This window comes from Pseudogemmobacter faecipullorum, assembly GCF_020539525.1.
Taxonomy (GTDB): domain Bacteria; phylum Pseudomonadota; class Alphaproteobacteria; order Rhodobacterales; family Rhodobacteraceae; genus Pseudogemmobacter; species Pseudogemmobacter faecipullorum.
This window is the reverse complement of the sequence record NZ_JACDXX010000009.1, coordinates 115,599-141,306: the sequence shown is the minus strand read 5'-3', so window position 1 is coordinate 141,306 and position 25,708 is coordinate 115,599. Positions and strand designations below refer to the sequence as shown.

General features: G+C 64.2%; 24 protein-coding genes, 1 tRNA gene and 2 pseudogenes. 15 read left to right on the top strand and 12 right to left on the bottom strand.

Going from position 1 to position 25,708, the window contains the following annotated elements; translation table 11 throughout:
* Positions 1–27: 27 nt before the first annotated feature.
* The 6 genes from surE to H0485_RS11480 form a co-directional block, all read right to left on the bottom strand.
* On the bottom strand, positions 28–825 hold the full coding sequence (surE, locus tag H0485_RS11505) for a 5'/3'-nucleotidase SurE (RefSeq protein ID WP_226935665.1): 798 nt from the start codon (positions 823–825) through the stop codon (positions 28–30).
* Between the two features lie 190 nt (positions 826–1,015).
* Entirely contained in the window at positions 1,016–2,299 is a 1,284-nt protein-coding gene (locus H0485_RS11500) for a hemolysin family protein (protein ID WP_226935664.1), read from the bottom strand.
* Between the two features lie 160 nt (positions 2,300–2,459).
* Positions 2,460–3,308 carry an ATP-binding protein gene (locus H0485_RS11495; protein WP_226935661.1) on the bottom strand — a complete coding sequence of 283 codons (849 nt, stop codon included), beginning with the start codon at positions 3,306–3,308 and terminating at the stop codon, positions 2,460–2,462.
* Complete coding sequence (gene tatC / locus H0485_RS11490) at positions 3,305–4,225, bottom strand: twin-arginine translocase subunit TatC (RefSeq protein WP_226935659.1); 921 nt, start codon at positions 4,223–4,225, stop codon at positions 3,305–3,307. The genes H0485_RS11495 and tatC overlap by 4 nt, the downstream gene beginning before the upstream one ends.
* The gene (gene tatB, locus H0485_RS22015) at positions 4,222–5,169 is read right to left on the bottom strand and encodes a Sec-independent protein translocase protein TatB (protein WP_435531497.1); all 948 of its coding nucleotides are present in this window, start codon (positions 5,167–5,169) and stop codon (positions 4,222–4,224) included. Before tatB ends, tatC begins: the two co-directional genes overlap by 4 nt.
* A gap of 168 nt (positions 5,170–5,337) precedes the next feature.
* Positions 5,338–5,574 (bottom strand): twin-arginine translocase TatA/TatE family subunit, encoded by a 237-nt coding sequence (locus H0485_RS11480; protein ID WP_226935657.1) that lies wholly within the window; start codon positions 5,572–5,574, stop codon positions 5,338–5,340.
* 164 nt (positions 5,575–5,738) lie between these two features.
* Between H0485_RS11480 and H0485_RS11475 the strand changes: the two genes are divergently transcribed.
* Positions 5,739–6,101 carry a helix-turn-helix transcriptional regulator gene (locus tag H0485_RS11475; protein ID WP_226935655.1) on the top strand — a complete coding sequence of 121 codons (363 nt, stop codon included), beginning with the start codon at positions 5,739–5,741 and terminating at the stop codon, positions 6,099–6,101.
* A 25-nt stretch (positions 6,102–6,126) separates the two neighbouring features.
* On the opposite strand, the gene H0485_RS11470 is transcribed toward H0485_RS11475, so the two are convergent.
* Positions 6,127–6,906 (bottom strand): SDR family oxidoreductase, encoded by a 780-nt coding sequence (locus H0485_RS11470; RefSeq protein WP_226935654.1) that lies wholly within the window; start codon positions 6,904–6,906, stop codon positions 6,127–6,129.
* 297 nt (positions 6,907–7,203) lie between these two features.
* Here H0485_RS11470 and H0485_RS11465 point away from each other — a divergent pair, with 297 nt between their 5' ends.
* On the top strand, positions 7,204–8,247 hold the full coding sequence (locus H0485_RS11465; protein WP_226935652.1) for a Hint domain-containing protein: 1,044 nt from the start codon (positions 7,204–7,206) through the stop codon (positions 8,245–8,247).
* Positions 8,248–8,355: 108 nt separating this feature from the next.
* Positions 8,356–9,954: a peptide chain release factor 3 gene (locus H0485_RS11460; protein WP_226935650.1), complete on the top strand. Its 1,599-nt coding sequence runs from the start codon at positions 8,356–8,358 to the stop codon at positions 9,952–9,954.
* 90 nt (positions 9,955–10,044) lie between these two features.
* Here the strand turns inward: H0485_RS11460 and H0485_RS11455 are convergent, their stop codons facing one another.
* Positions 10,045–10,443: a TFIIB-type zinc ribbon-containing protein gene (locus H0485_RS11455; RefSeq protein ID WP_435531498.1), complete on the bottom strand. Its 399-nt coding sequence runs from the start codon at positions 10,441–10,443 to the stop codon at positions 10,045–10,047.
* Positions 10,444–10,767: 324 nt separating this feature from the next.
* On the opposite strand from H0485_RS11455, the gene H0485_RS11450 reads away from it, so the two are divergent.
* Complete coding sequence (locus H0485_RS11450) at positions 10,768–12,519, top strand: DEAD/DEAH box helicase (protein ID WP_226935646.1); 1,752 nt, start codon at positions 10,768–10,770, stop codon at positions 12,517–12,519.
* 330 nt (positions 12,520–12,849) lie between these two features.
* On the opposite strand, the pseudogene H0485_RS11445 reads toward H0485_RS11450, so the two are convergent.
* Positions 12,850–13,183 (bottom strand): annotated as a pseudogene (locus H0485_RS11445) (ATP-binding protein); the annotation flags it as partial.
* Between H0485_RS11445 and H0485_RS11440 the strand changes: the two are divergent.
* The 4 genes and pseudogenes from H0485_RS11440 to H0485_RS11425 form a co-directional block, all read left to right on the top strand.
* The gene (locus H0485_RS11440; protein ID WP_226935760.1) at positions 13,173–13,619 is read left to right on the top strand and encodes a hypothetical protein; all 447 of its coding nucleotides are present in this window, start codon (positions 13,173–13,175) and stop codon (positions 13,617–13,619) included. The pseudogene H0485_RS11445 and the gene H0485_RS11440 overlap by 11 nt on opposite strands.
* Positions 13,616–13,969 carry a toxin-antitoxin system TumE family protein gene (locus tag H0485_RS11435; RefSeq protein ID WP_226935644.1) on the top strand — a complete coding sequence of 118 codons (354 nt, stop codon included), beginning with the start codon at positions 13,616–13,618 and terminating at the stop codon, positions 13,967–13,969. Before H0485_RS11440 ends, H0485_RS11435 begins: the two co-directional genes overlap by 4 nt.
* Complete coding sequence (locus tag H0485_RS11430; protein ID WP_226935642.1) at positions 13,966–14,355, top strand: HVO_A0114 family putative DNA-binding protein; 390 nt, start codon at positions 13,966–13,968, stop codon at positions 14,353–14,355. The genes H0485_RS11435 and H0485_RS11430 overlap by 4 nt, the downstream gene beginning before the upstream one ends.
* Positions 14,352–15,392: pseudogene (locus H0485_RS11425) on the top strand (recombinase family protein); the annotation flags it as partial. The gene H0485_RS11430 and the pseudogene H0485_RS11425, both read left to right, overlap by 4 nt.
* 576 nt (positions 15,393–15,968) lie before the next feature.
* Here the strand turns inward: H0485_RS11425 and H0485_RS11420 are convergent.
* Positions 15,969–16,058, bottom strand: a tRNA-Ser gene (locus H0485_RS11420).
* Between the two features lie 520 nt (positions 16,059–16,578).
* Here H0485_RS11420 and H0485_RS11415 point away from each other — a divergent pair.
* From H0485_RS11415 to H0485_RS11385, 7 genes are all read left to right on the top strand, one after another.
* Complete coding sequence (locus tag H0485_RS11415) at positions 16,579–17,571, top strand: SPOR domain-containing protein (RefSeq protein WP_226935640.1); 993 nt, start codon at positions 16,579–16,581, stop codon at positions 17,569–17,571.
* 8 nt (positions 17,572–17,579) lie between these two features.
* Positions 17,580–18,764, top strand: a complete 1,185-nt coding sequence (locus H0485_RS11410) for a D-alanyl-D-alanine carboxypeptidase family protein (RefSeq protein WP_226935638.1) — start codon at positions 17,580–17,582, stop codon at positions 18,762–18,764.
* A gap of 4 nt (positions 18,765–18,768) precedes the next feature.
* Complete coding sequence (gene tmk / locus H0485_RS11405) at positions 18,769–19,401, top strand: dTMP kinase (RefSeq protein WP_435531496.1); 633 nt, start codon at positions 18,769–18,771, stop codon at positions 19,399–19,401.
* A gap of 73 nt (positions 19,402–19,474) precedes the next feature.
* Positions 19,475–20,608, top strand: coding sequence for a DNA polymerase III subunit delta' (locus H0485_RS11400; protein WP_226935634.1), 1,134 nt, complete (start codon positions 19,475–19,477; stop codon positions 20,606–20,608).
* Positions 20,609–20,610: 2 nt separating this feature from the next.
* The gene (locus tag H0485_RS11395; protein ID WP_226935632.1) at positions 20,611–21,444 is read left to right on the top strand and encodes a TatD family hydrolase; all 834 of its coding nucleotides are present in this window, start codon (positions 20,611–20,613) and stop codon (positions 21,442–21,444) included.
* A complete protein-coding gene (locus H0485_RS11390; RefSeq protein ID WP_226935631.1) occupies positions 21,441–22,244 on the top strand; it encodes an MBL fold metallo-hydrolase in 804 nt (267 codons plus the stop codon). Before H0485_RS11395 ends, H0485_RS11390 begins: the two co-directional genes overlap by 4 nt.
* Before the next feature lie 47 nt (positions 22,245–22,291).
* A complete protein-coding gene (locus tag H0485_RS11385) occupies positions 22,292–23,230 on the top strand; it encodes an AEC family transporter (protein WP_226935629.1) in 939 nt (312 codons plus the stop codon).
* A 137-nt stretch (positions 23,231–23,367) separates the two neighbouring features.
* On the opposite strand, the gene H0485_RS11380 is transcribed toward H0485_RS11385, so the two are convergent.
* Positions 23,368–24,318 carry an ABC transporter permease gene (locus tag H0485_RS11380; RefSeq protein ID WP_226935627.1) on the bottom strand — a complete coding sequence of 317 codons (951 nt, stop codon included), beginning with the start codon at positions 24,316–24,318 and terminating at the stop codon, positions 23,368–23,370.
* Positions 24,319–24,329: 11 nt separating this feature from the next.
* Entirely contained in the window at positions 24,330–25,574 is a 1,245-nt protein-coding gene (locus H0485_RS11375; RefSeq protein WP_226935624.1) for an ABC transporter permease, read from the bottom strand.
* Positions 25,575–25,708 lie beyond the last annotated feature (134 nt).

Below are 25,708 nucleotides of genomic sequence, written 5' to 3'. Positions count from 1 at the left end.
CGTCGTGATCCCCGATGCTGCCTGCACTCATCCGGGATTGCCCGTGAGGGAGGCAGAGAGGCTGTCGAGCAGGTCATGCGCGGTCAGATCGGCGCGCAAAGGCGTGATGGCGATATGGCCCGACAGGCAGGCCTCGGCATCGGTGCCCGGCAGGGTCGGGCTGTGCTGCGGACCGCCCTTGATCCACAAAAAGCGCCGGCCATTTGGCGAGACCTGCGCCGCAGCCGAAAAGCTGGTATCGCGGCGGAAGCCCTGGGCGGCCACTTTCATGCCTTTGGTCGCGGCGGCAGGCAGAGGCGGGAAGTTCACATTATAGAACACCCGGTAATCCTCACCGGTCCAGAGGCCCTTTTCGAGCAAAGCCCGCACCACGCCCGCGCCATGCAGCCGGGCACTTTCAAAGGGATCGGCCAGATCAGCGGTCTGCGGCCCCATATATTGCGACAGAGCAATGGCCGGAATGCCCTGCAGCGCCGCCTCCATCGCCGCGCCGACGGTGCCGGAATAGGCCACATTCTCGGCGGCATTATTGCCACGGTTCACACCCGACAGCACCAGATCGGGCTTTGCCCCCTCGAGCACATCATAGATCGCCGCCAGCACGCAATCGGCCGGGCTGCCCTCGGCCGCATAGCGGCGCGGCGCGAGTTTCGCGATTGCCGTGGGGTTATTATAGCTGATGCAATGACCAACGCCGGATTGCTCGAACGCCGGTGCGACGATCCAGACCTCACCGGCAGGCCCGGCTACGGACCGGGCGATTTCTTCCAGCACCTGAAGCCCGGGGGCGTTGATGCCGTCGTCATTGGTAATAAGAATGCGCATATTTTCCTCTGGCTCAGCCCTGATTAGACGAGCCGGGCCATCGCATCAAGAACCAGGCAAGGCCCCGGCCGAGAGTCTTTTGCCAGAGCCTTTTTTATGCCACAGCGCGCGGCTGATCCGGCCTGAGCCAGGCGGGAGGGCCTGCCCGCCCTTCCGTCCCGGGCTGCCCCCAGTGCTCAGTTCTCAGTCCTCAGTCAGGGCTGATCTGAGTGACCAGCACTTTATCAATGCGCATACCGTCGAGATCGATCACCTCAAAGCGCAGCCCGGCCCCGGCCAGGGTAAAGACCTCTCCCAGCGCCGCCAGATGGCCGAGATGATGCAGCACCAGCCCGGCAACCGTGTCATAGCCGCCGGCAGAGGCCCGCGAAATGCCCATGCGGTCACAGAATTCATCGGCCGGCATCCAGCCCGAGACCAGGAGTGAGCCATCCTCGCGCGTCAGAAGTGCCGGCTCATCTGCCATCGCCGAGGCCTCGGCGCCGGTGATCGCCTCAAGCACATCATCGGTGGTCACCAGGCCCTCGAAATCACCATATTCATCATAGACCAGCGCCATGCCATCGGGGGATTTCTGCAGCACCGCCACCAGATCCAGCGCCTCCATCCGGTCGGTGATCACCGGGATATTGCGGATCAGGGCGCGCAGATCGGCGGGTTCATCGAGGCTTTTCTGCCGGAACAGATCAATCACCCGCAGAATGCCAATCGGATTGCCTCCGGCATCGGCCACGGGGATGCGGTTCTTGCCAATGCGCTCAACCGCCGCCGCCAGATCCGCCGCCGGGGTGTCGATGGCGAGAAAGGCCACCTCCTGGCGTGGCGTCATCAGGGCGCGCACCGTCCGGTCTGAAAGGCGCATCACGCCTGAGATCATATTGCGCTCGCCCTCTTCGAGCACGCCGCCCTGCTCGGCCTCGGCCAGCAGGACATTCACCTCTTCCTCGGTGACGCGGTTCTCACTCTCGCCCCGCTGGCCCAGCAGCCACAGTACCAGCCGCCCCGAGCGGTCGAGGAACCAGACCACGGGGGCCGCCACCACCGATAAAAGCGTCATCATCGGGGCCACCTTCGCAGCCACGCCCTCGGGATTGCGCAAAGCGATCTGTTTGGGCACCAGCTCGCCCACGATCAGCGAGAAATAGGTAATGGCGACCACGGCACCGCCGACCCCGATCCGGCCCGCCCAGACCGCATCCATCCCGCCCGAAATCAGGTAATCCGCGAGGCGTTTGCCAAGCGTATCCCCGGCCAGTGCCCCGGAGAGCACGCCGACGGCGGTGATACCGATCTGGACGGTCGACAGAAAGCGCCCCGGATTTTCCGACAGCCGCAAGGCCAGCGCCGCCCCGCGGCTGTGGGCTGCCATGCTTTTAAGCCGGGCCGGGCGCGACGAGACCAGTGCCAGCTCGGACATGGCAAAAACGCCGTTCAGCACGATCAGCGCGAGGATGACCAGGATCTCAAGCAGCACTTACAATCTCCGATGACAGGACAGGACAGATGACAAAACCAGCTTGCAGCCATTAACGCAGACAGGGCGGGAATTTCACCCGCCCTGATCAGATTTTGCGGGTCTCCGCCTGGAGACCGGCCCAAGCTCCTGGTTCGGGCCCCCGGTTCGGACCCCAGGCTCAGGCGCGGAGCCTGACCCCTTCACGCGCCGCCAGATCGCAGAAGAACTGCCAGGCCACCCGGCCCGAGCGCGAGCCGCGCGTTGCCTGCCATTCGATGGCCTCGGCCCGCAGCCGCTCCTCGGCGATGTTCAGACCATGGGCCTCGCAATAGCCGCGGATCATCGCCAGATACTGATCCTGGCTGCAGGGATGGAAGCCGAGCCAGAGGCCGAAACGATCCGAGAGCGAGACCTTTTCCTCAACCGCCTCGCCCGGATTGATCGCCGAGCTGCGCTCATTCTCGATCATATCGCGCGGCATCAGATGGCGGCGGTTCGAGGTGGCGTAGAACAGCACATTTTCCGGCCGCCCGGCGATACCGCCATCGAGCACGGCTTTCAGCGATTTGTAATGCTGATCGTCATGGCTGAAGGAGAGGTCGTCGCAGAACAGCAAGAAGCGATGCTCAGGCGCGGCGCGCAGCAGCGCCAGCAGCCGCGCCACCGAAGGCAGATCCTCACGCGCCAGCTCGACGATTTTCAGCGCCAGGCCTTCGGCAACCACCCGCGCATGCGCCGCCTTTACGAGGCTCGACTTCCCCATCCCGCGCGCGCCCCAGAGCAGGGCATTATTCGCCGGCAGCCCCCTGGCGAAACAGCGGGTGTTTTCCAGCAGGGTATCGCGTGAACGGTCAACCCCGACCAGAAGCTCGATGCCAACCCGGCTGACATCCTGCACCGGCTCGAGCCGCTCAGGCGCGGTGGCCCAGAGGAAAGCATCGGCTGCGTTAAAGTCCGGAGCGGGCACCGGCGCCGGGGCCAGCCGTTCCAGCGCCGCAGCGATGCGGTTCAGAACCTCGTCATTCATTGATCTTCGTCTTCCTCAACCCAGTCGCCGCTGGCGCGCAGCTCGGCTTCTTTTTTCTTTTCAAACCGCCGCACGAGGAAAATCGACACCTCATAAAGCGGATAGACCGCCGCAAACAGGATCAGCTGCGACATCACATCGGGCGGTGTGACCACAGCCGCGACCAGCAAGATCAGCACGATTGCATAGCGGCGCACCCCGGCGAGGCCCTTTGCCGTCACCAGACCGGCGCGCCCCATCAGCGTCAGCAGCACCGGCAGCTGGAAGCACAGGCCGAAAGCAAAGATCAGCTTCAGCGAAATATCCAGCGATTCATTGACCTTGCCCTGGAAGACAATGCCGATGCCCTCGCTGGTCTGGGCCGGGGTCACCGTCGCCGCATTCGAGGCGCCCTCAATCACCACCCCGGCCGTACCATGCAGGCTCTCGGCAACCTGGCCAAAGATCGCCCCGAACATCGAAGTGACCGAGGCAAAGCCGAGAAAGAAGCTCATCGCAATCGGCGTGACCACGAATTGCGCGAAAGCCGCGCCGAGCAGGAACAAAGCCGGCGAGGCAATCAGGAAGGGCAAAAACGCCATCCGCTCGCTTTTGTAGAGACCAGGCGCGACAAAACGCCAGAGCTGATAGCCGATGATCGGGAAGCTGAGGATCAGCCCGGCGATCACCGAGACATGGATAAGGGTGAAAAAATACTCCTGCGGCGCGGTATATTGCATCACCGGATTGGGATTGCCCAAAGCCCGCATGGCGTTTTCAATCGGCTTCAGCAGGAAATGCAGGATCGGCTCGGCCACGACAAAGCACAGAAGCATCGCCACAATGAAGGCGGCAACCGACCAGAGCAGGCGGTTGCGCAGTTCAATCAGATGTTCGACCAGCGGCGCGGCGCTGTCGTCAATATCATTCCCGCTCATGCATTATCCTTCGCAGCCGGTTTCGGGGCCGCCTTGCGTTTCGGGGCAGGTTTCCCGGCCGTCTCAGCGCCAGCAGCAGCCTCGGCGCGCTTCGCCGGAGCCTTGCGTTTCGGGGCCGGTTGCGCCGCAGCCGGCTCAGCGGCCTGAGCTGCCTCTGCCGGTTTTACCGATGTTGCCGGGGCCTTTTTCACGGCGGCTTTCGGAACCGGGCCGCCAATCAGCTCGGCCACGACATCCTCGCCATGGGCACGGGTTGCCGCGACGCTGCGGGTCCGGCCCGGGCGTTTCACCGCCGCCGGACCCGCAGCAGGCGCCGCCAGGGTTGTCGTTGCTGGTGCATCCTCAAAGGCATCGGTGGCCGCCGCCGCCGGGGCGCCCGCCGTGGTGGCAGAGGTTGTGCGCAATTTATCAGCCGCGTCGCGGGCAATGGCCTGACGCTCAGCCTGTTTTTCCGCCAGCACCGCCGTTGCCGGGCCCAGCGCGGTGCTGGTCACCGGCGAAATCACCGGCTGAGCGGTAACAGCTTCCGCTGCCGCCTCGCCGGCGGCTGCCTCGCCCGCAGCCAGGGCCGCCGAGCCGATCCCTGCCGCAGCCGAAGCCTGGGCCGCTTGTGCTGCCGGAGCGATCGCGCCGCCCTGCGCCACGGTATTGCCCGGCCGGGTGGCTTTCAGCGGATCCCATTTCTCAAATTTATCCGCCGCGGATCTGACCGCATCCAGCCCCAGCGAACGCGGGCTGGTGACCTTTTTCAGATCATCTGCCACATCCTGAACGCCGGTTTCCCTTGCGGCATCCTCCATCGCGCGCGAAAACTCCCGCGCCATGGCCCGCATTTTCGCGGTGAACCGTCCCAGGGTGCGGAACATCTCGGGCAGATCTTTCGGCCCGATGACGACCAGCGCCACCACACCGATGACCAGAAGTTCGGACCAACCGATCTCCATCCAGCCTGCTCCTTTGCAAATTCAGTTGCTGCTGCATCCTGTGCCGGATCCGTTCCGGCTGACACAGCCTCTGCAGGTCATGCAGGCCCAAAGCCTGCCCGGCCCTGCCCTCTCCGGCGCAGCCCCGAAGCGCCGGGACCTCTGCCCCGGCTCTTCAGCGCCCGGGCCTCAGACTTTGTCTTTGGGTGCAGCTTCAGCGGTGGGGGTCGCGCCCGGGGTCACGTCTCTGGCAATGTCGGCGCGCTCTTTTTCGATTTCAGCAGTGCCGTCACTCACGCCTTTTTTGAAGGCGGTGATGCCCTTGCCAACTTCGCCCATCAGCGAGGAGACCTTGCCCTTGCCAAACAGCACAAGCACGACAACAGCGATGAGGAGCAGGCCGGGAAGGCCGATATTCTGCAGCATGGGAAACTCCGTTTCTGGCCCCGGTTGTGGGGAAATATGCTTCTGCTGCTGAAATTAGGGCCATTCGGCGCCCGGGTTAAAGAGCCATTCGGCTTGCCGCGCCGCGCTACTGACAGTATTTTGTCAGTAGCGCGGTTCCGGGCGCTCACTTGCGGGGAATTGCAATGAAACGCGATGCGCGGCTCTTTGATCTGGTGCAGATCCTGCGCGACGGCAAGCTGCATACCGCGGCCGAGCTGGCCGGGCGACTCGGGGTTTCGACCCGTACCGTCTGGCGGGATATGGCGATGATGGCGGCGACCGGCCTGCCGGTGACCGGCGGGCGCGGCCTTGGCTATATCCTGCGCGCGCCGCTGATGCTGCCGCCCACGGTGCTGACCCCGGAAGAGGCTGATGCACTCTTCACCGGGCTGCGCTATGTCGAGGCGCATGATCCCGAGCGGGCCCGGGCGGCAAAAAACCTGCTCTATAAAATCGCCACCCTGCTGCCCCAGGTCGGACCAGGCCCCGGAGAGGATGAGGCCTGAGCCCTCTCCCCCAGGCTGAGCGGGGTTACAGCGTCAGATTGGTCGCACCGCCGTCGAGCAGGATATTCTGGCCGATGATAAAGCCGGCATGTTCTGAGCAAAGGAAAGCACAGGTCGCGCCAAATTCTTCGGCGGTGCCATAGCGGCCCGCCGGGATCGAGGCGGCCCGGGCCTGGCGCGCTTCCTCGGGCGTGATGCCCCGCGCCTTTGCCGCGCCCTGATCGAGCGAGACCGCGCGGTCGGTGGCATGAATACCCGGCAGCAGATTGTTGATCACCACTCCCTGACGCGCCACCTGACGCGCGGTTCCGGCGACAAAGCCGGTCAGCCCGGTGCGTGCAGTATTTGACAGGCCCAGCACATCAATCGGGGCGCGCACCGAGGCCGAGGTGATATTGACCACCCTGCCCCAGCCGCGCTGCGCCATGCCAGGCACCAGAGCCTGCATGAAGGCAATCGGCGTCAGCATATTGGCATCAAGCGCCTTGAGGAAATCCTCACGGCTCCAGTCATTCCAGAGCCCGGGCGGCGGCCCGCCGGCATTGGTGACGAGGATATCCACCCCTGCGGCGGCCTCCAGCACCCGGGCGCGGTCTGCCTCAAGCGTGACATCGGCTTGAACCGCAGTCACCTTGACCCCATAGCTGCGGCGCAGATCCTCAGCCGTTGCTTCCAGGGCTTCGGCCCCGCGGGCGCAGATCACCAGATCCACCCCCGCCGCAGCCAGCGCCCCGGCGCAGCCCCGGCCAAGCCCCTTTGACGCTGCCGAAACCAGAGCCCGCCTGCCGCGAATTCCCAGATCCATTCTCACTCCCCCGGGCCTCGCGCCCCTGTTGCTGCAGCCCACACGCGCATCCCGTCGGGCGGCCCTGTGCTGCTCGGATCAGCCTGGCATTCCCCCCCTTGCAGAGCAAGTCCGGGCAGACAGCAGGCCCGGCCCCTGCGCGGCCTCTCCATTGGTCAGTGTTTTTCTCGCAAAGGGCGAAGCGGGCAGTTTGACCCCGGCCCTGGGTCTTTGCTAGTCTCAGTGTCCGCAAAGCAGGTCCCCCGGGGTCAGCCCGCGCGCATGTTGCGCGAGCCTGCCGAAGCGAGAGACCGGAAGATGACGCCAGAACAGCCCCAGCCCGCCGCCGCCCCCTCTCCGGTCTATGCCATTCAGGTCTTTGCCGCCGGGGATATCTATGTCTCCTCGGGGGCAAACAGCGGCGATGCTCTGCGCCCCGAGGATGAGGTGGAGATCGGCGATCTCTATCTGCTCGACCCCCATGCCCGGGCGCTGCGTCTGATGCTGAACAGCCCCGGCTCCGGCGAAGCGGCCGCGGGCGAAAGCCGGGTCGCCCCAGGCTCGCCGCTCGGCAGGCCCGGCGAAAAGATTGAAATGCTGGCGCGCTACACGCTGATGGCCGATGACGGCGACCGGATTGAGATCCTGCTGCTGGGGCTGGACCAGGGGCTGTTTGCTTTGCCGCTTTCCCCCATGGCGCCAAAGACCGGCTATACCCTGCTCGCCTCGGCCCGCGATACCGGAACGGCGCGGCTGGCCGAGGTGATGAGCCTGTCTTTCGCGCGCGGCACCCGCATCACCCTCGCCGATGGCCGCCAGATCGCGGTCGAGGATCTGACGCCTGGCCAGCGCGTCCTGACCCGCGATCACGGCGCCCAGAGCCTGCGCTTCATCGGCCGGGCCACTCTGCGCGCCATCGGGGCCTTTGCCCCGGTGGTGATCCCGGCGGGCGTGCTTGGCAATTCCGGCGATCTGATCGTCAGCCAGCACCACCGGATGTTTCTCTATCAGCGCAAGCGCCTGCCCGGTCTCTCGACCTCTGAACTGCTGGTCCAGGCCCGGCATCTGGTCGATGGCGAGAATGTCTTTCTGCGTGAGGGCGGCTTTACCGACTGGTTCAGCCTGATCTTTGACCATCATGAGATTATCTATGCCGAGGGCATCCCGGCCGAGAGCCTGATGGTCAATGATGCCACGGTCTCGCGCCTGCCCCCCGAAATCGCCACCGAAGTCTCAGAGCGTTTTCCGGGCCTGGCGCAGGTTCAGCATTTCGGCACCGAAGCCGGGCGGAATTTCCTCGACAGCCTGCCCCAGGGCCAGCTGTTTCAGGCGGCTGGATCAGTCCTCCGGCGGCGCGGCTGAGCCTGTGGCGAAGCCCGGGATCCGGGGCCAGGGCTGCGGCAGCCGCAGTTTACCCCGGGCTCACCTCTCCCCTGGACGAGGCGCTTTGAACAGGCTAGAAGCCCCGCCATGCTCGATAATGCCCCAAAGCTCCCGCCTGAGATCGCCCGCCGCCGGACCTTCGCGATTATCGCGCATCCGGACGCCGGCAAGACCACGCTGACGGAAAAATTCCTCCTGTTCGGGGGCGCCATTCAGATGGCCGGTCAGGTGCGCGCTAAAGGCGAGGCCCGCCGCACGCGTTCGGACTTCCTGCAGATGGAACAGGATCGCGGCATCTCGGTCTCGGCCTCGGCTATGTCCTTCGAGTTCAAAGAATTTCGCTTTAACCTCGTCGACACGCCCGGCCATTCGGATTTCTCCGAAGACACCTATCGCACCCTGACGGCGGTCGATGCCGCGGTCATGGTGATCGATGGCGCCAAGGGCGTGGAAAGCCAGACCCGCAAGCTGTTTGAGGTCTGCCGGTTGCGCGATCTGCCGATCCTGACCTTCTGTAACAAGATGGACCGCGAGGCGCGCGACACATTCGAGATCATCGACGAAATCCAGGAAAATCTGGCGATTGATGTCTGCCCGGCCTCCTGGCCGATCGGCTCGGGCCGCGATTTCCTGGGGGCCTATGATCTGCTGAATGACCGGCTGGAGCTGATGGACCGCGCCGACCGCAATAAGCTGGCGGAATCGATTCAGATCAATGGTCTCGACGATCCGGCTCTGGCCGATCATATTCCCGCCGGCCAGCTGCAGCAGCTGCGCGACGAGATTGCCATGGCGCGCGAACTGCTGCCCGCCTTTGACCGCGCCGCCTTCCTGGCCGGGGCCATGACCCCGATCTGGTTCGGCTCGGCGATCAATTCCTTCGGCGTGAAAGAGCTGATGGAGGGGATCGGCACTTTCGGCCCCGGGCCGCAGCCGCAGAAAGCCACCGAGCGCGCCGTCAATGCCGGCGAGACCAGGGTCGCGGGCTTTGTCTTCAAGGTTCAGGCCAATATGGACCCCAAGCACCGCGACCGCGTTGCTTTCGTCCGCCTCGCCTCCGGGCATTTTGAGCGCGGCATGAAGCTGACCCATGTGCGCTCAAAAAAGCAGATGGCGATTTCCAACCCGGTGCTGTTCCTCGCCGCCGACCGCGAACTGGCGGAAGAGGCCTGGGCCGGCGATATCATCGGCATTCCGAACCATGGCCAGCTGCGCATCGGTGATGCGCTGACCGAGGGCGAGAGCCTGCGCTTTACCGGCATCCCTTCTTTCGCGCCGGAACTGCTGCAGAATATCCGCGCCGCCGATCCGATGAAGGCCAAACATCTGGAGAAGGCCCTGACCCAGTTTGCCGAGGAAGGCGCGGCCAAAGTCTTCAAGCCGATGATCGGCTCGGGCTTTATCGTCGGTGTCGTCGGCGCGCTGCAGTTCGATGTGCTCGCCTCGCGCATTCAGCTGGAATATTCGATCCCGGTGCGGTTCGAATCCTCCTCCTTCCAGTCGGCACGCTGGATCTCGGGCGACAAGGCCGAGGTGGAGAAGCTGGTCAATATGAACAAACAGCATATCGCCACCGACAGCGATGGCGATCTGGTGTTCCTGACCCGTCTGCAATGGGACATCGACCGCGTGGTCCGCGATTACCCGCTGGCGAAGCTGACTGCGACCAAGGAAATGATGGTCTGAGGCTCAGGCCCCAATGACAAAACGGCCCGGAGCAGTCCGGGCCGTTTTTCTTTACAGATCAGGTTTCTCTGCAGCGATCCTGATGCGGGATCAGAAATCAAAAATATCGGCGAGGAAGCCGCCCTTGCGGCGCTTATGCCCTTTGTAATCGTCATAGCGGCGATAGCCATCGCGGTCGCGGTCATCATCATCGTCATCATCGCGGCGGCGATAGCTGTCGCGGCCCTGCGACAGATCACGCGGCGCATCGCGGCGGTAATCGGCCGCCGGGCGGCCATAGGCCTGGCCCTCGGGCAAGGGCGGCGGCGCTGCGCCATATCCCGCTGCCGCCTGAACAGGCTGCGACAGCGGCTGCTGAGCTGCGGCGCCAATCAGCTTGTCCAGCTCGCCCCGGTCGAGCCAGACCCCCCGGCATTTCGGGCAATAGTCAATCTCGACGCCTTCGCGCATCGTCATCAGAAGGGTCTCATTATCGACCGGACATTTCATCGGCATACCTCAGCTGTTACCGCTTGCAGATGGGGAAGAATTCTCACCATTCAAGACAGGTGGCAAAATCCCCCCATTCGCCAGCCCCGGCCCGGCTCTGCCTGCGCCAGGGTCTGGTTCCCCCCCGGGTAACCACGGGGTTAAGTTCAAATTTTGCCGTTTTACGGGCAAAAACCGCCGTAAGATTGACCCGGCCTGCATTTCATTGTATCGGCGATCAACCCGCAATCCGGCGGGCTGATCCGATGGGGCGCCTGAACCTGCGTCCCGCCCTCCCGCGGCCTTGCAGTCTCTTCAGTCTCCGGCCGCCACCACTGGACGCCTATGACCAAATTTTCAGATCTCGCGCTTGACCCCCGTGTCCTTCAGGCTGTTTCGGAAGCCGGCTATGAAAGCCCCACTCCGATCCAGGCCGAAGCCATTCCCGAAGCGCTGAAAGGCCGCGACGTGCTGGGCATCGCCCAGACCGGCACCGGCAAAACCGCCAGCTTCACGCTGCCGATGATCACGCTTCTGGGCCAGGGCCGCGCCCGCGCCCGCATGCCGCGCAGCCTCGTGCTCTGCCCGACGCGCGAGCTGGCCGCCCAGGTGGCCGAGAATTTCGACATCTATGCCAAACATACCAAGCTGACCAAGGCGCTGCTGATCGGCGGCGTCGCCTTTGGCGAGCAGGATAAGCTGATCGACCGCGGCGTCGATGTGCTGATCGCCACCCCGGGCCGGTTGCTCGACCATTTCGAGCGCGGCAAGCTCTTGCTGACCGGCGTGCAGATCATGGTGGTCGATGAGGCCGACCGGATGCTCGACATGGGCTTCATCCCCGATATCGAGCGCATCTTCCAGCTGACGCCCTTCACCCGTCAGACCATGTTCTATTCCGCCACCATGGCGCCGGAAATTGAGCGCATTACCAATACTTTCCTGAATGCTCCGGCCCGGGTCGAAGTGGCGCGTCAGGCCACCACCAATACCAATATCGACCAGAAGCTGGTGTTCTTCACCCCTTCGCGCAAAGACCGCACCTTCACCGAAAAGCGCGCGGTTCTGCGCGAGCTGATCCGGGCCGAGGGTGAGGCCTGCACCAATGGCATCATCTTCTGCAACCGCAAGATGGATGTGGATGTCGTCGCCAAATCGCTGAAATCGCATGGATTCAACGCCGCACCGATCCATGGGGATCTGGCCCAGTCCGAACGGATGAAGACGCTCGACGCCTTCCGCGATGGCAGCCTGCATATTCTCGTCGCTTCCGATGTGGCGGCGCGCGGCCTCGATATCCCGGCGGTCAGCCATGTCTTTAACTTCGACGTGCCGAGCCATCCCGAGGATTATGTGCACCGCATCGGCCGCACCGGCCGTGCCGGTCGTCACGGCAAGGCCTTCACGATCTCGACCCCGCATGATGCGAGGCAGCTGGCCGGGGTTGAGGCACTGATCAAGACCGAAATCCCCCGCGCCGAACTGCCCGAAGGCACCGATCTGGCCGGGGCTGGCTCGGCCCGCCCGCCGCGTGAACGCAGCGAAAGCAAGCCGCGCGGCGAGCGCGGCGCGGAGCGGGCTGGCCGTGGCCGCGACCGTTCGCGCGGTGGCGAGCGTGAGCGTGCTGCCCGTGAGGATCAGACCCCTGTGCTGGCTGAGGCCGGCAACGAACAGCCGCAAGCACCTGCCGAACCGCAGAGCGAGCCCCGTCAGAGCGAGCCCCGTCAGAACGAACCCCGTCGCGAGAAAGCCGAGCCCCGCCGCGACGCCGGTCGCAGCACGGGCCGTGACAGCCAGCGCCAGCCACGTGAGGCCCAGACCTCGCGTGAGCCCGCAGCCGCGCGTGAAAACGGTCACAGCAATGGCCGTGACAGCCAGCCGCGTGACAATGCTCAGCGCGACCACAGCCACCGCGAGCACCATCGCCGCGACCGTCGCGATGATGGCCCCCAGGTGGTCGGCATGGGCGATCATGTCCCGGAATTCCTGCTGCGCAGCTTCCGCATCGACTTCCCGCAGATCGCCGATGAGCCGGCAGATGATCCGCGTGAAAACGAGGTACAGGTCCTCACCGATGCCGGATCACAGGACAACTGACCCAGATAAGCCCGCCCTCACCGGCGGGCTTTTTTATGACAAAGCCGGGGGCCTGACCGTTTTCTACAGATCAGCAGCCACCGCCCGGAGCCGTGGCGGGTGGGTATCTTATTTGGATAATCGTGCCCCGGCTGCTACACGACAAAAGACGGCCGGAAAGCCCGGAAATGGCCCGGTTCCCGGCGTCACACCCAGCTGCGCAACTGCCTGTTGAATCTCACACGGAACTGAGCCGGTTTTGTCACCGATAATTGAGCCACATCTGATTATGGATTTCGGTTCAAGCTGGGGTCTGGGGGGTGTCTCCTTCTTTTTCCTATCTGCAGTTGCTCAGCTTGCCTTGAAGCGGAAGCTGTCGTTTCCGGTCTCCAGGATGTGACAGCGGTGGGTGAGGCGGTCGAGCAAGGCAGTGGTCATCTTGGCATCACCAAAGACCGTGGCCCATTCGCTGAAGCTGAGGTTGGCGGTGATCGCCTCGCTGGTGCGCCCGCAGAGCTTGCTCAGCAGATGGAACAGAAGCGCCCCGCCCGAGAGGGGCTGAAGGGCAGATAGCCAAGTTCATCCAGAATCACGAGGTCGAGCCTGGTCAGGCCCTCGGCGATCTGCCCTGCCTTGCCTTTGGCTTTTCCTGTTCGAGGGCGTTGACCAGTTCGATGGTGGAGAAGATGCACCTGTTCTGCCTGATCTTCTGGCGCAGATCGCCGAATGCCCTCCATGGTTCGCTTAATTCCGGGGCCAGTAGCGCCCCGGAATCCACCAGAACCAAGGAGGATTCCATGTGTGCAGAGCGCCACCGCGCCCGTAAAGGGCGACCGCTACACCCGGTCCCTGATGCACTCCCCGACGATCTGTTCGACTACGCCGACGAACCGACGCCAGGCGGCCGGGAGCGCCGCAGGTCGCCGCTTCGCATCGTCGATGTTGAAGCACTGCCGGTCTTCGACGACTGGCCCGAAAAGGTGCCTGTCACCGAGGCCGAGATCGACATCTTCGAGCGGTATTTCGGCGACGTGCTCGACCGGTTGTTCGGGTCTGTCGATGCCGATCCGGGCAATGAGAGCTTGCCTGAATTAACACCAGATGGTAATAACAAGTCATGAGCGGGGATCGTGATCCGAGCCTCGACACGCTTCTGGACCTCGACGGACAGGTGCTCGTTGTCGATCCCGAGGGCGGCCATTGGGTGAAGTTCGTCGTCACCCGCGTTCCGGTCTCACCGGAAAAGCCGCACGGCCTCGATTACTCGCTCACGCTTCATGGGCCTTCGGGCGAACGGCTGGTCGGCTTTGATAACGCCCATCCGGTCGGCCGGGGCAAGAGGGGCAAGCCGATGGATCATCGGCATCGCCTCCAGACCGTGAAGCCCTATGACTGGCAGGACGCGGCCACGCTGCTGGCCGACTTCTGGCAGGCAGTGGATGCGGTGTTGAAGGAGCGAGGTGTGCTATGACCACGTTGAAAGTCGGGATCGCCGACTATGACGAGATGAAGGACCGCACCATGCGGATTGCGCGCGGCGAAGAAAAGCCCGCGCCCGACGATCCGAAGGTGTGGTTCACGTCCACGGAATCTTTCGCGCAAATCCTGTCCAGCGGGAACCGCGAACTGCTGCGCGTCATCGACGAACACTCGCCCGGCTCGCTGGAGGAACTGTCGCAGATGACCGGACGGACGAAGCCCAGCCTGTCCCGCACCCTCAAGACGATGGCGAGCTACGGCCTTGTCCGCATGGAGAAGGGGCATGGCCGGAAAGTCATGCCCCGCGTTCTTTATGATCGCGTGGCGCTGGAGCTGCCGCTGATTGAGCGCCGTGCCGCGAAAGGAGACGCGCTATGAACATGCAGAGTCCCCATGTCGCACTGCGCGCCGCGCTCTATCTGCGTGTCTCGACCGCCCGGCAGGCCGAGCATGACGTGTCGATCCCGGATCAGAAGCGGCAAGGCGAAGCCTATTGCGCCTCGCGTGGCTATCAGCTCGTCGAGACCTTTGTGGAACCCGGAGCATCGGCGACCAATGACCGCCGGCCAGAGTTTCAACGGATGATCGAGGCGGGCACGTCAAAGCCCGCGCCCTTCGATGTTGTCGTGGTCCATTCGTTTAGCCGCTTCTTCCGCGATCACTTCGAGCTGGAGTTCTATGTCCGCAAGCTGGCGAAGAACGGCGTCAAGCTCGTCTCCATCACGCAGGAGATGGGCGACGATCCCATGCACGTCATGATGCGGCAGATCATGGCGTTGTTCGACGAATATCAGTCCAAGGAGAACGCCAAGCACGTTCTGCGCGCCTTGAAAGAGAATGCCCGGCAAGGCTTCTGGAACGGCTCGCTGCCGCCCATCGGCTACCGTGTGATCGACGCCGAGCAGCGCGGCACGAAGATGAAGAAGAAGCTGGAGATCGACCCGCTCCACGCCGATACCGTGCGGATGATCTTCCGCCTTGCATCGGAAGGCGACGGCACATCCGGCCCGATGGGCGTCAAGAACATCGTCAGCACCCTCAACAGGAACAGCATGTTCACCCGCAGCGGCGGACGTTGGGGCATTGGCCAGCTTCACCGCATCCTGACACGTCGCACCTATATCGGCGAGCATCGCTTCAATCGTCGCTCCAAGAAGGGCGAGGTGAAGCCCGAGGAAGAAATCGTCACCGTCGCGGTGCCGCCCCTGATCGACCTTGAGACGTTCGAGGCGGTGCAGAGCCGTTTGCAGGCCAACAATCCCAAAGTGACGCCACCGCGCGTCGTCAGCGGGCCAAACCTGCTGACCGGCATCTGCCATTGCGGCAATTGCGGCGGCGCGATGACGCTGCGCACCGGCAAGAACGGCCGCTACCGCTATTATGCCTGTTCGATCCGGGCGCGGCAGGGCGAAACCGGCTGCAAGGGCCGGGCGATTCCCATGGACAAGCTCGACCGCATCGTGGTCGGTCACATCGAGGAACGGCTTCTCGATCCCGAGCGGATCGAAGAAATCCTCGCATCGCTGCTGGATCGCCGGCAGGAGAGCGTCGAGCGGCGCAGCCAGCACATCGCCGAATTGAACCAGCGCGCGGCCGAGGCCGACATGCGCCTCAAGCGGCTCTACGACGCCATCGAGGCCGGTTCGCTCGATCCGGCCGAATCTGCCCTTGGCGAACGGATCGCGGGGTTGACCGCGCTACGGGATCAGGCGCGGGCCGATGCCGAAAGGACCGAGGCCATGCTGAAAGGCTCGGCCCATCAGGGCATCACCGGGGCGGCCGTGCGCGAACTGGCGTCCGAAGCCCGCACCCGGCTCCGGCTTGGAAAGGGCGGCTATCGGCGGGAACACGTCCGGGCTTTCGCGCAGCGTGTCGAGGTCGCGGACGATGCGATCTACATCAAAGGCAACAAAAACGTCCTGTTGAAGACGCTCATGGCCACGAAGGGAGGGAAATCGGCGGGAATCGGCGTTCCCGGTTTCATACTAACGTGGCGGACAGGGTGGGATTCGAACCCACGGTACGGTTCCCCGCACGCTAGTTTTCAAGACTAGAGCCTTAAACCACTCGGCCACCTGTCCGCAGGCGCGGGCCCCGAGCCGGGCAAAGCTCCGGCGCGGCGACAGCGCATCCCGTTGTAATCACAAGCCGGCGGCCGCGTCCAGAACCCTTCGCAATCCGCCAGGGCTCTGGTTTCGCTTGTCCAGGGCCGCAGCCTTAATTTACTGGGTCCCTGCCCGCCCGGCAAAAGCCAGCAGACCCGGCCATGCCCGATCAATTCCCGGTGTGACGCCCTTGCGGACCACCGCCCCTCCCCGGTGATTCTCTCCCCTGCGCCTGCCAGGCCTTTCCTTGCTTCGTGATCCCGCCCCGGACGCTGAGGCCTTTCCTTGACCGCGCGCTCTGACTATGATTGCGCCAGCAGGAAACAGTATTTTTCCGCAGCGCAGGTTCAGGCCCGTTCCCGGGCCGGGCAGGCAGATCTGCGATACCTATGGTCAGTTTATCAAGTCAGTTTACACCATCCCTTTCGGCCCGGTTCCCGGACAAAGTTATCAGAACAACCCAAGCGCGGCGCAGACCGCGCCGCAAGAGGCGCAGATGATCAGAGCAGTTCTTCAGGCGGAGACGGATATCACCACGGCTGGCCCGGCCCGGGCAGCTTTGCGCCCGCTGGTGCAGCTCTTGCTGGCCGGTGGTGCGGCGATGGCTCTGGCCGGATGCGTTGCCGGCAGCGACAGCAGCGAAGCCGCCGCCCCGGGAGAGGTGGCGGCACCGAAAACCCAGCGCTCGACCCGGATTGTCGAACGCGATGTTGAGGCCCCCCAGGTGTTTCAGGTCAGCGATCAGGCGCTCTGGGACGGCCGGCCTTCCCTCGGCGGCGTCTGGGTGGCCTCGCCCGATGTGACCGATCCCGAGCGGGTGATTATGCGCAACCCCGCCAATGGCAAATTCGTCATCGGCGCGCTGTTTAAGCGCGAGCGCGACAATCCCGGCCCGAAACTGCAGATCAGCTCGGATGCGGCGGATGCGCTTGGCCTGCTGGCAGGCCAGCCGGCAAAGCTGTCGGTAACCGCTTTGCGCCGCGAACAGGCCGAGAGCAAAGCCCCCGCCGCGCCGGTGCTTGACAGCAATGAAAGCCTGGCCGCCGCCAAAGCGGCCGCCCCGGGCAGCTATGATGCCGGCGGGGTCAGCGCAGCCCCCCTCGCCACCCCAGCAGGTGCCGCTCCGGTTGCCGCTGGCGCAAGCGCCGCCATCCTGGCGGCAGAGGCCTCCCCCCCTGCCGCCAATAAGCCTGCCCCCGGCAAGGCTGCGGCGGCCAGGCCAGAGCCTGCCAAAGCAGCGGCGACAAAACCCGCCGCCGCGGCCCCCGCCGCTGCCGGATCGGGTCGTCCGATCCAGATCGGCTTCTTCTCGGTTGAAACCAATGCCACCCGCGCCGTCGATGCGCTCGCCAAAGCCGGGGTCCAGGCCACGAAGCGCAAGGAAAGCGCCAGCGGCAAGGATTACTGGACTGTTGTCACCCGCGGTGATGCGGCGCTTCTGAAGAAAATCAAGGCTGCCGGCTTTGCCGATGCCTATCTGTTAAAATAGGAGCACCAATGCCCCTCCGCCGCTTCAGAGCACTGCAGGCCATCGCAGCTGTGATCATCGCCTGCGCCGCCCCGGCCAAGGCCTTTGAAACCGAGGCCCGCGCGGCCTGGGTCTATGATGTCTCGACCCATACGGTGCTGCTCGACAAGAATGCCACCGAGCCGCTGCCGCCGGCCTCGATGTCAAAGCTGATGACCATCAATATGGTGTTTGAAGCGCTGCAATCGGGCCGGCTGCAGATGAGCGATACTTTCCCGGTCTCGGAAAAGGCCTGGAAGATGGGCGGCTCGAAAATGTTCGTCAAACCCGACGACCGTCCGACGATTGAAGAGCTGCTGCATGGCATCATCATCAATTCCGGAAATGATGCCTGTGTGGTGGTGGCCGAGGGCATGGCCGGATCGGAAGAGGCCTTTGCGCGGCTGATGACCGAGCGCGCGCGTGAGCTTGGCATGACCCATTCCTCCTTTGCCAATGCCTCGGGCTGGCCCGATCCGGGTCAGCGCATGAGCCTTGAGGATCTGGGTATTCTGGCGGTGCGGCTGATCGAGGAATATCCCGAATATTATCCGATGTTTGCCATGACCGGCTTTGTCTATAAAGACCGCGTCCCCTCCAACAGCGAGAACCGCAATCCGCTCCTGCGCATCAAAGGCGGCGACTGGAAGGCCGATGGGCTGAAAACCGGCCATACCGAAGAAGCGGGCTATGGCCTGGTCGGCTCGGCGGTCAAAGATGACGGGCGGCGCGTGGTCTTTGTCATCACCGGCCTTGCCAATGATGCGGCGCGGGCGCGCGAATCTGAGGCTATCGTGAACTGGGCCTTTCGCCAGTTCGCGGCAAAAACCGTGGTAACCGGCGGCACAAGGGTGACCGAAGCCAATGTTTTCATGGGCGAAAGCTCGAAGGTCGGTCTGGTGCCGGCAAAGGATCTGAAACTTCTGGTCCCGACCATGGGTCAGACCAGTCTTGAGGCCGAGGTGGTCTATACCGGCCCGGTCCCGGCGCCGATTGAGGCCGGGGCTGAACTGGCCGAGCTGATCATCCGCGTGCCCGGCCTGCCCGATCACCGCGTGCCGCTGGTGGCGGAAACCTCGGTACCGAAAGCCGGTTTCCTGCGCCGCCTCAGCACCACCGCCGGTGTGCTCTGGTCCAAACATGTCGCGGGTGAAGCCGCCAGCCCGGCGAGCTGATCTCTTGGCCGGACTGTTTCTTTCTTTCGAAGGCATCGACGGGTCGGGCAAAAGCACCCAGGCCCGCCGTCTGGCCGAAACCCTGCGGGCCGAGGGCCATCAGGTCACCCTCACCCGTGAGCCTGGAGGCTCGGCCGGGGCCGAGCAGATCCGCAGCCTCGTGCTTGAGGGCGATGCTGATCGCTGGTCGCCCGAGACCGAAATCCTGCTGTTCACCGCCGCAAGGCGCGATCATCTGGAAAAGACCGTCCTGCCGGCACTTGCGCGCGGCGAGGTGGTGATCTGTGACCGCTTTGCCGACAGCACAAGGGTGTTTCAGGGCCTGACCCGGGGTGATCTCAGCGCCATGGTCGATCAGCTGCACCGGCTGATGATCGGGCGCGAGCCGGATCTGACCCTGCTGATCGATCTGGAGCCGGCGCTTGGCCTGGCCCGCGCCCAGGCCCGCCAGGGCAGCGAAATGCGGTTTGAGGATATGGGGCTTGGCTTCCAGACCCGGGTGCGCGAGGGCTTTCTCGCCCTTGCCGGGGCCGCGCCGGAGCGGTTCCGGGTGATCGACGGCGCGGGCACGCAGGACAGGGTGGCCGAAGCCGTGCGCGCCGCCCTGCGCGACGCTGTCCCGCTTTCCCCGCGCTGACCCCGCGCCCCTGGTGGGGCGATGCCAGCACCCGGCCCTTGACACCGCCTCCCGGCGCCAGCGATGACAGGCTATGGCAGAGACTGAGCTTCCCGAACCCGATTGCGTCGAGGGTGCGCCCCATCCGCGCGACACTGCAGCCCTGTTTGGGCAGCACAGCGCCGAGGCGGATTTCCTGCGCGCCTTTAACACCGGCCGGCTGCATCATGCCTGGATGCTGACCGGGGCCAAAGGCATCGGCAAGGCAACACTGGCCTGGCGGATCGCGCGTTTTCTCCTGACCACGCCCGAGGCCGGACCTGCCGGTCTGTTTGGCGCGCCGGAAAAGCCGCAAAGCCTCGGGACCGATCCCGAAAGCCCGGTGGCACGGCGGATGCGTGCCCTGGCCGAGCCGCGCCTCGCCCTGTTGCGCCGCACCGCCAATGACAAAGGCAATGCGCTGTCGCAGTTCATCACCATTGATGATACCCGCAGGCTGAAAAATTTCTTCAGCCTCTCGGCGGCGGATGGCGGCAAGCGCGTCGCCATTGTCGACAGCGTGGATGAGATGAACCCCAATGCCGCCAATGGCCTGCTGAAACTGCTGGAAGAGCCGCCGCCCCGGGCGGTGTTCCTGCTGATCTCGCATCAGCCCGCCCGGCTGCTGCCCACGATCCGCTCGCGCTGCCGCGAGCTGCGGCTCGCCCCGCTCGGGGCCGGGGATCTCTCGGATGCGCTGACCCAGGCCGGGGGCGCGATTGAGCCCGAGGATCGTGATGCGCTGGCGGAACTGGCGGGCGGCTCGGCGGGTGAGGCGTTCCGGCTGACCAATCTCGACGGGTTGAAAACCTATGCCGGCCTTGTGCGGCTGTTTTCCACCCTGCCACGCCTTGACCGCGACCGGGCGCTGGCGCTGGCCGAACAGGCGGCGGCGCGTGGTGCGGCCGAGAAATTCGATCTGATCCTGACCCAGATTGATCTTTTCCTGTCCCGCCTCGCCCGGGCCGCAGCCCGGCGCCAGACCCCGCCCGAGGCCGCCCCGGGAGAGGCCGAGCTGTTCGCGAAACTCGCCCCCCATGCCGGTGCGGCTCTGCCCTGGGCCGGGCTGGCCCAGACCCTGACCGCCCGGGCCAGACGCGGCAAGGCGGTTAACCTTGACCCCGCAGCCCTTCTCATGGATATCCTCCTGCAAATCGACGCTACGGCGGGACAGCTCGCCAACGGATGAAAATGCCCGACGCGACCTCTCCCGACCTGACCGCTCTCCCCGAACTGGTAGACAGCCATTGCCATCTCGACTTTGCCGATTTTAACGGCGAGGTCGATCAGCTGGTTGCGCGTGCCCGGGCCGCCGGGGTGACCCGGATGGTCACCATCTGCACCCGCATTGCCAATCTGCCCTATTGCCAGAGCCTGGCCGAAAGCCATCCCGGCGTCTTCTTCACCTATGGCGTGCATCCTTTGCATGTCACCGAAGAGCCAAAGATCACTGCGACTGAACTGATCGCGCTCAGCCATCATGAGAAATTCGTCGCTTTTGGCGAAACCGGCCTTGATTTCCACTACACGCCCGAAACCCGCGAGGCCCAGCTGATCAGCCTGCGCGAACATATCACCGCCGCCCAGCAAAGCGGGCTGCCCTTGGTGATTCATGCCCGCAATGCCGATGAGGATATGGAGAAGATCCTGGCCGAGGGGCTGAAAGAAGCGCCCTATAGCGCGGTGATGCATTGCTTCTCCTCGGGGCCGCGCCTGGCCGGGGCCGCGCTGGAGATGGGCTTTTATCTGTCGATGTCGGGCATTGCTGCTTTCCCGAAAAGCCAGGAGATCCGCGATATCTTCGCCGCCGCGCCGCTCGAGCGGATCCTCGTGGAAACCGACAGCCCCTATCTGGCGCCGCCGCCCCATCGCGGCCGCCGCAATGAGCCGGCCTATGTCGCCCATACCGCGGCGGTGGGGGCCAGGCTTTATGGCCTCAGCGCGGCAGAATTCGCCCGGGCAACCAGCGAGAATTTTGACCGCCTGTTCCCGCGGGCCGCAGACTGGGGACGAAACCGCTCATGAACCGGCTGCGCTTTACCATTCTGGGCTGCGGCTCTTCGGGCGGGGTGCCGCGGATCGGCGGCGACTGGGGCGATTGTGACCCGGGCGAGCCGAAGAACCGCCGCCGCCGCTGCGCCCTGCTGGTCGAGCGTTTCGCAGGCGAGGCGGTAACGCGCGTGGTGATCGATACCGGGCCGGATCTGCGCGAACAGCTGATCTCGGCCGGGGTCGGGCAGCTCGACGGCGTGGTCTATACCCATAGCCATGCCGATCATGTGCACGGCCTTGATGATCTGCGCCAGGTGGTGCTGAATATGGGGCACCGCCTGCCGGTCTGGGCCGATGGCCCGACCCAGGAGGCTTTGCTGTCGCGCTTTGGCTATGCTTTCGTCCAGCCCGCCGACAGTGCCTATCCGCCGATCCTGACGCTGAACACCATTTCCGGCCCGTTTGAGGTGCCGGGGCCTGGCGGAGCGATCCGCTTCACCCCGTTTGAGGCCGATCACGGCACGATGGATGCTCTGGGCTTCCGGATCCAGGACCTGGCCTATCTGCCCGATGCGGTGGCGATCCCGGCGGCAAGCTGGCCGGTGCTTGCGGGACTGGATTGTCTGATCGTCGATGCTTTGCGCCGCAGGCCGCATCCGACCCATGCCCATCTGGCCATGGCGCTGGACTGGATTGCCCGGGCAAAACCGGCCCGCGCCGTGCTGACCAATATGCATCTGGATCTGGATTATCAGACCCTGCTGGGCGAATTGCCGCCAGAGATCCGCCCGGCCTTTGACGGAATGACGATCTGCTACGATCTGCCCGGCTGAGGCCCCGGGCCTGCCGGAGCCGAGCCGGGATCAGGAGCCTGTAGCCCATGTCTGCTTTACTTGATGTCATTCTGCCGGTGTTTCTGGTCATCGGCTTTGGCTGGATTGCCGCCTGGCGGGGCTGGTTCAGTGACAGCGCCGTCGACGGGCTGATGCGCTTTGCCCAGGGCTTTGCTCTGCCCTGTGTGCTGTTTCTCGGCGTGGCTCAGCTTGATCTCTCCAGCGCCTATAGCCCGGCGCTGATGCTGTCATTTTACAGCGGCGCTTTTTCGGGCTTTGCTCTGTGCTTTGTCGCGGCGCGCTGGCTGTTTCGCCGTCCGCTCACCGATGCGGTGGCGATTGGCTTTGCCGGCATGTTCTCAAACTCGCTGCTGCTCGGCCTGCCGATCACCGAGCGGGCCTATGGGCCCGATGCCCTGACCGGCAATATTGCCATTCTCTCGATCCATTCGCCGCTGTTTTACGGCCTTGGCATCAGCCTGATGGAATGGGCGCGCTCGCGCGGTGAGGGGCTCTCGGCGCTTGATCTCGCGCGCAAGATCACCCGCGCCATTCTGCTGCAGCCGCTGGTCTTTGGCATTCTCTGCGGCTTTGCCCTCAATCTCAGCGGTCTGCCCCTGCCCGATATGCTGCTGGCCGCAACCGCGATGATGGCCAAAGCCGCCCTGCCCGCCGCTTTGTTTGGCCTTGGCGGCGTGCTCTGGCGCTACCGGCCCGAGGGCGACCGGATGGTGATTATCACCATCTGCACCGTCTCGCTGGTCATTCATCCCGCCATTGCCTGGGGCGTCGCGCGCGGCATCTTCAGCCTTGAGGATGCCGGTCTGCGCTCGGTCGTGGTCACCGCCGCCATGGCGCCCGGCGCCAATGCCTATATGTTTGCCCATATGTATGGCGTGGCCAAGCGGGTGAATGCCTCGGCGGTGCTGTTCGGCACTGCCTTCTCGATCCTCTCGGTCTGGATCTGGCTGCAGCTTCTGCCCTGATTACCCGCCGGGTCATCCGGTCACATCGATGAAGCGCGTCCCCCCTCCATGAAAAAGGGCCGGAGGTTTCCCCCCGGCCCCTGATTTTCCCGGCCTCTGTTCCCCCCGGCCCCTGATTTCCGCGGGAGCGGATCCGCTCAGCGCCCGGTCACCCCGCGCAGCCGGTCCGAGCGGCGGCGCAGCAGCTCGATCGTGGTCAGCAGCGCAATCGAGATCACCACCAGGATCGTCGCCACCGCAAGAATTGCCGGGCTGATCTGCTCGCGGATACCGTTCCACATCTGGCGCGGAATGGTCTGCTGCTGGTCCGAGCCGATAAACAGCACCGCCACCACCTCGTCAAACGAGGTGACAAAGGCGAAGAGCGCGCCCGAGATCACCCCCGGCAGGATCAGCGGCATCACTACTTTAAAGAAGGTGATGCGCGGATTGGCCCCGAGGCTGGCAGCCGCCCGGATCAGCGACTGATCAAAGCCCGACAATGTGGCGGTGACGGTAATGATCACGAAAGGAATACCAAGCGCGGCATGGGCCATGATCACCCCGGTATAGGTCGAGGTCAGGCGCCAGGGCTGGGCCTCGCTGCCACAGGTCAGACCGATGACACCGCAGGGGTTCGAGTAGAAGAAGAACATGCCGGTGCCGACGATGATGATCGGCACGATCATCGGCGAGATCAGCACCGCCATGATCAGCCGGCGCCAGGGCATTTCCGGGCGGCTGAGGCCAAGCGCGGCAAGAGTGCCGAGCACGGTCGCGAGAATGGTGGACCAGAGGCCGATGATCAGCGAGTTCTTGGCCGCTTTCACCCAGGTGGCATTGGTCCACATATCCTGCCACCAGCCCTCGCTGGCCTCAGGCGCCTGCATCCCCACCGAGACCAGCGCCTTATACCAGCGCAAAGAATAGCCCTCGGGATCGAAGGTCAGCATCTTCTCGCTGAAGGTGAAATAGGGCTCGGCATTGAATGACAGCGGGATGATCACCAGGATCGGCACGATCAGGAAGATGAAGATCAGCGTGCAGATCACCAGATAGGCATAATACCAGGCGCGCTCCAGCGGATCGGCATAGGTGGGAAGGGCCATGATTTCGCTCCTCAGCCGAGCTTCAGTTTGTCAATGCCGACGAGGCGGTCATAGAGCCAGTAGAGCAGCAGCACCCCGGCCAGCAGCATGGCCGCAAGCGCCGCCGCCTGGCTCCAGTTCGATTTGCTCATATGGAACTGGATCTGGTTCGAGAACAGCTGGCCATCTGCGCCGCCGACCAGGGCGGGGGTGATGTAATAGCCAACCGCCAGGATGAAGACGAGCAGCACGCCCGCGCCGATCCCCGGCAGGGTCTGCGGCAGATAGATCCGGCGGAAGGTGGTCCAGGAGGTTGCCCCGAGCGAGCGCGCCGCGCGGGCATAGCTCGGTGGAATGACCCGCATCACCGAATAGAGCGGCAGCACCATAAAGGGCAGCAGGATATGCACCATGACGATGATCGTGCCGGTCTGATTATAGATCATGGTCAGACGGCCCTCCTCGCTGATCACTCCGAGCCAGACCAGGAATGAATTGATCACCCCCTGGCCCTGCAGCAGCACAATCCACGAGGTGGTGCGCACCAGCAGCGAGGTCCAGAATGGCAGCAGCACCAGGATCATCAGCAGATTGGCCTTAGCCATCGGCAAGGTCGCCAGCAGATGGGCAATCGGGAAGGCCAGCAGCAGGCAGATCACGGTGATGATCGCCGAGATGACGAAGGTGCGCAGGTAAAGCTGGACATAGACCTGCTTATTTTCGGCCACCCGTACCGCAGAGCCATCGGCGGCGCGTTCCATATCAAGGCCGGTCAGATAGAAATCCGTGGTCCAGGGCGAGGAGGCCTCGCGCATCGCAGCCCAGATCAGCGGCTCGCCCCATTTCTTATCTTCCGCGAGCAGCGCCTCTTTGAAGGGCGGCTCAAGCTTATCGGCGCCACGCGCTGCCGAGGTCACCAGCGAACGGGTGCCAGGTACGGCGTAATTCAGCCGGGTTCCGGCCTCACCGGCGAGTTTTTTTTCCTTCATATAGACCAGATCGGCAGCCAGCGCGGCATAGGCGGCCTCATCGGGCGCGGTGCCGCTGGCATTGGCGTCAAACCAGGCTGCAAGCGACGGGGCCGAGCGCGAAAAGCCGTCATGATAGACCGAACGCTGCAACATCTGACCGATCGGGATCACGAAAGTCAGCATGATAAACAGCAAAAGCGGCAGCACGAGGAAAAAGGCCCGCCGCTTCGCCTTTGACTGGGCGCGGGCAAGGGCCTCTTTCAGCGGGCGGCCATCGGCAGTGGTCAGCAGGATTGCCTCGGTCATCTCAGGTCCATTCTCGCCAGGCGCGTTCAGGCATAAAGCCAGCCCCTGCCCCTTCCGGAGCCCGGCGACAGCACCGGCTGCGGATCTGGCACAGGGGTCGTGCAGAAAACCGGGGGCCAGTGCGGCCCCCGGAT

Excerpts from the sequence above, each read along its gene's own strand:
- surE (WP_226935665.1), bottom strand. The coding sequence starts at position 825 with ATGCGCATTCTTATTACCAATGACGACGGCATCAACGCCCCCGGGCTT.
- H0485_RS11495 (WP_226935661.1), bottom strand. The coding sequence starts at position 3,308 with ATGAATGACGAGGTTCTGAACCGCATCGCTGCGGCGCTGGAACGGCTG.
- tatC (WP_226935659.1), bottom strand. The coding sequence starts at position 4,225 with ATGAGCGGGAATGATATTGACGACAGCGCCGCGCCGCTGGTCGAACAT.
- tatB (WP_435531497.1), bottom strand. The coding sequence starts at position 5,169 with ATGGAGATCGGTTGGTCCGAACTTCTGGTCATCGGTGTGGTGGCGCTG.
- H0485_RS11480 (WP_226935657.1), bottom strand. The coding sequence starts at position 5,574 with ATGCTGCAGAATATCGGCCTTCCCGGCCTGCTCCTCATCGCTGTTGTC.
- H0485_RS11475 (WP_226935655.1), top strand. The coding sequence starts at position 5,739 with ATGAAACGCGATGCGCGGCTCTTTGATCTGGTGCAGATCCTGCGCGAC.
- H0485_RS11470 (WP_226935654.1), bottom strand. The coding sequence starts at position 6,906 with ATGGATCTGGGAATTCGCGGCAGGCGGGCTCTGGTTTCGGCAGCGTCA.
- H0485_RS11465 (WP_226935652.1), top strand. The coding sequence starts at position 7,204 with ATGACGCCAGAACAGCCCCAGCCCGCCGCCGCCCCCTCTCCGGTCTAT.
- H0485_RS11460 (WP_226935650.1), top strand. The coding sequence starts at position 8,356 with ATGCTCGATAATGCCCCAAAGCTCCCGCCTGAGATCGCCCGCCGCCGG.
- H0485_RS11455 (WP_435531498.1), bottom strand. The coding sequence starts at position 10,443 with ATGAAATGTCCGGTCGATAATGAGACCCTTCTGATGACGATGCGCGAA.
- H0485_RS11450 (WP_226935646.1), top strand. The coding sequence starts at position 10,768 with ATGACCAAATTTTCAGATCTCGCGCTTGACCCCCGTGTCCTTCAGGCT.
- H0485_RS11440 (WP_226935760.1), top strand. The coding sequence starts at position 13,173 with ATGGTGGAGAAGATGCACCTGTTCTGCCTGATCTTCTGGCGCAGATCG.
- H0485_RS11435 (WP_226935644.1), top strand. The coding sequence starts at position 13,616 with ATGAGCGGGGATCGTGATCCGAGCCTCGACACGCTTCTGGACCTCGAC.
- H0485_RS11430 (WP_226935642.1), top strand. The coding sequence starts at position 13,966 with ATGACCACGTTGAAAGTCGGGATCGCCGACTATGACGAGATGAAGGAC.
- H0485_RS11415 (WP_226935640.1), top strand. The coding sequence starts at position 16,579 with ATGATCAGAGCAGTTCTTCAGGCGGAGACGGATATCACCACGGCTGGC.
- H0485_RS11410 (WP_226935638.1), top strand. The coding sequence starts at position 17,580 with ATGCCCCTCCGCCGCTTCAGAGCACTGCAGGCCATCGCAGCTGTGATC.
- H0485_RS11400 (WP_226935634.1), top strand. The coding sequence starts at position 19,475 with ATGGCAGAGACTGAGCTTCCCGAACCCGATTGCGTCGAGGGTGCGCCC.
- H0485_RS11395 (WP_226935632.1), top strand. The coding sequence starts at position 20,611 with ATGCCCGACGCGACCTCTCCCGACCTGACCGCTCTCCCCGAACTGGTA.
- H0485_RS11390 (WP_226935631.1), top strand. The coding sequence starts at position 21,441 with ATGAACCGGCTGCGCTTTACCATTCTGGGCTGCGGCTCTTCGGGCGGG.
- H0485_RS11385 (WP_226935629.1), top strand. The coding sequence starts at position 22,292 with ATGTCTGCTTTACTTGATGTCATTCTGCCGGTGTTTCTGGTCATCGGC.
- H0485_RS11380 (WP_226935627.1), bottom strand. The coding sequence starts at position 24,318 with ATGGCCCTTCCCACCTATGCCGATCCGCTGGAGCGCGCCTGGTATTAT.
- H0485_RS11375 (WP_226935624.1), bottom strand. The coding sequence starts at position 25,574 with ATGACCGAGGCAATCCTGCTGACCACTGCCGATGGCCGCCCGCTGAAA.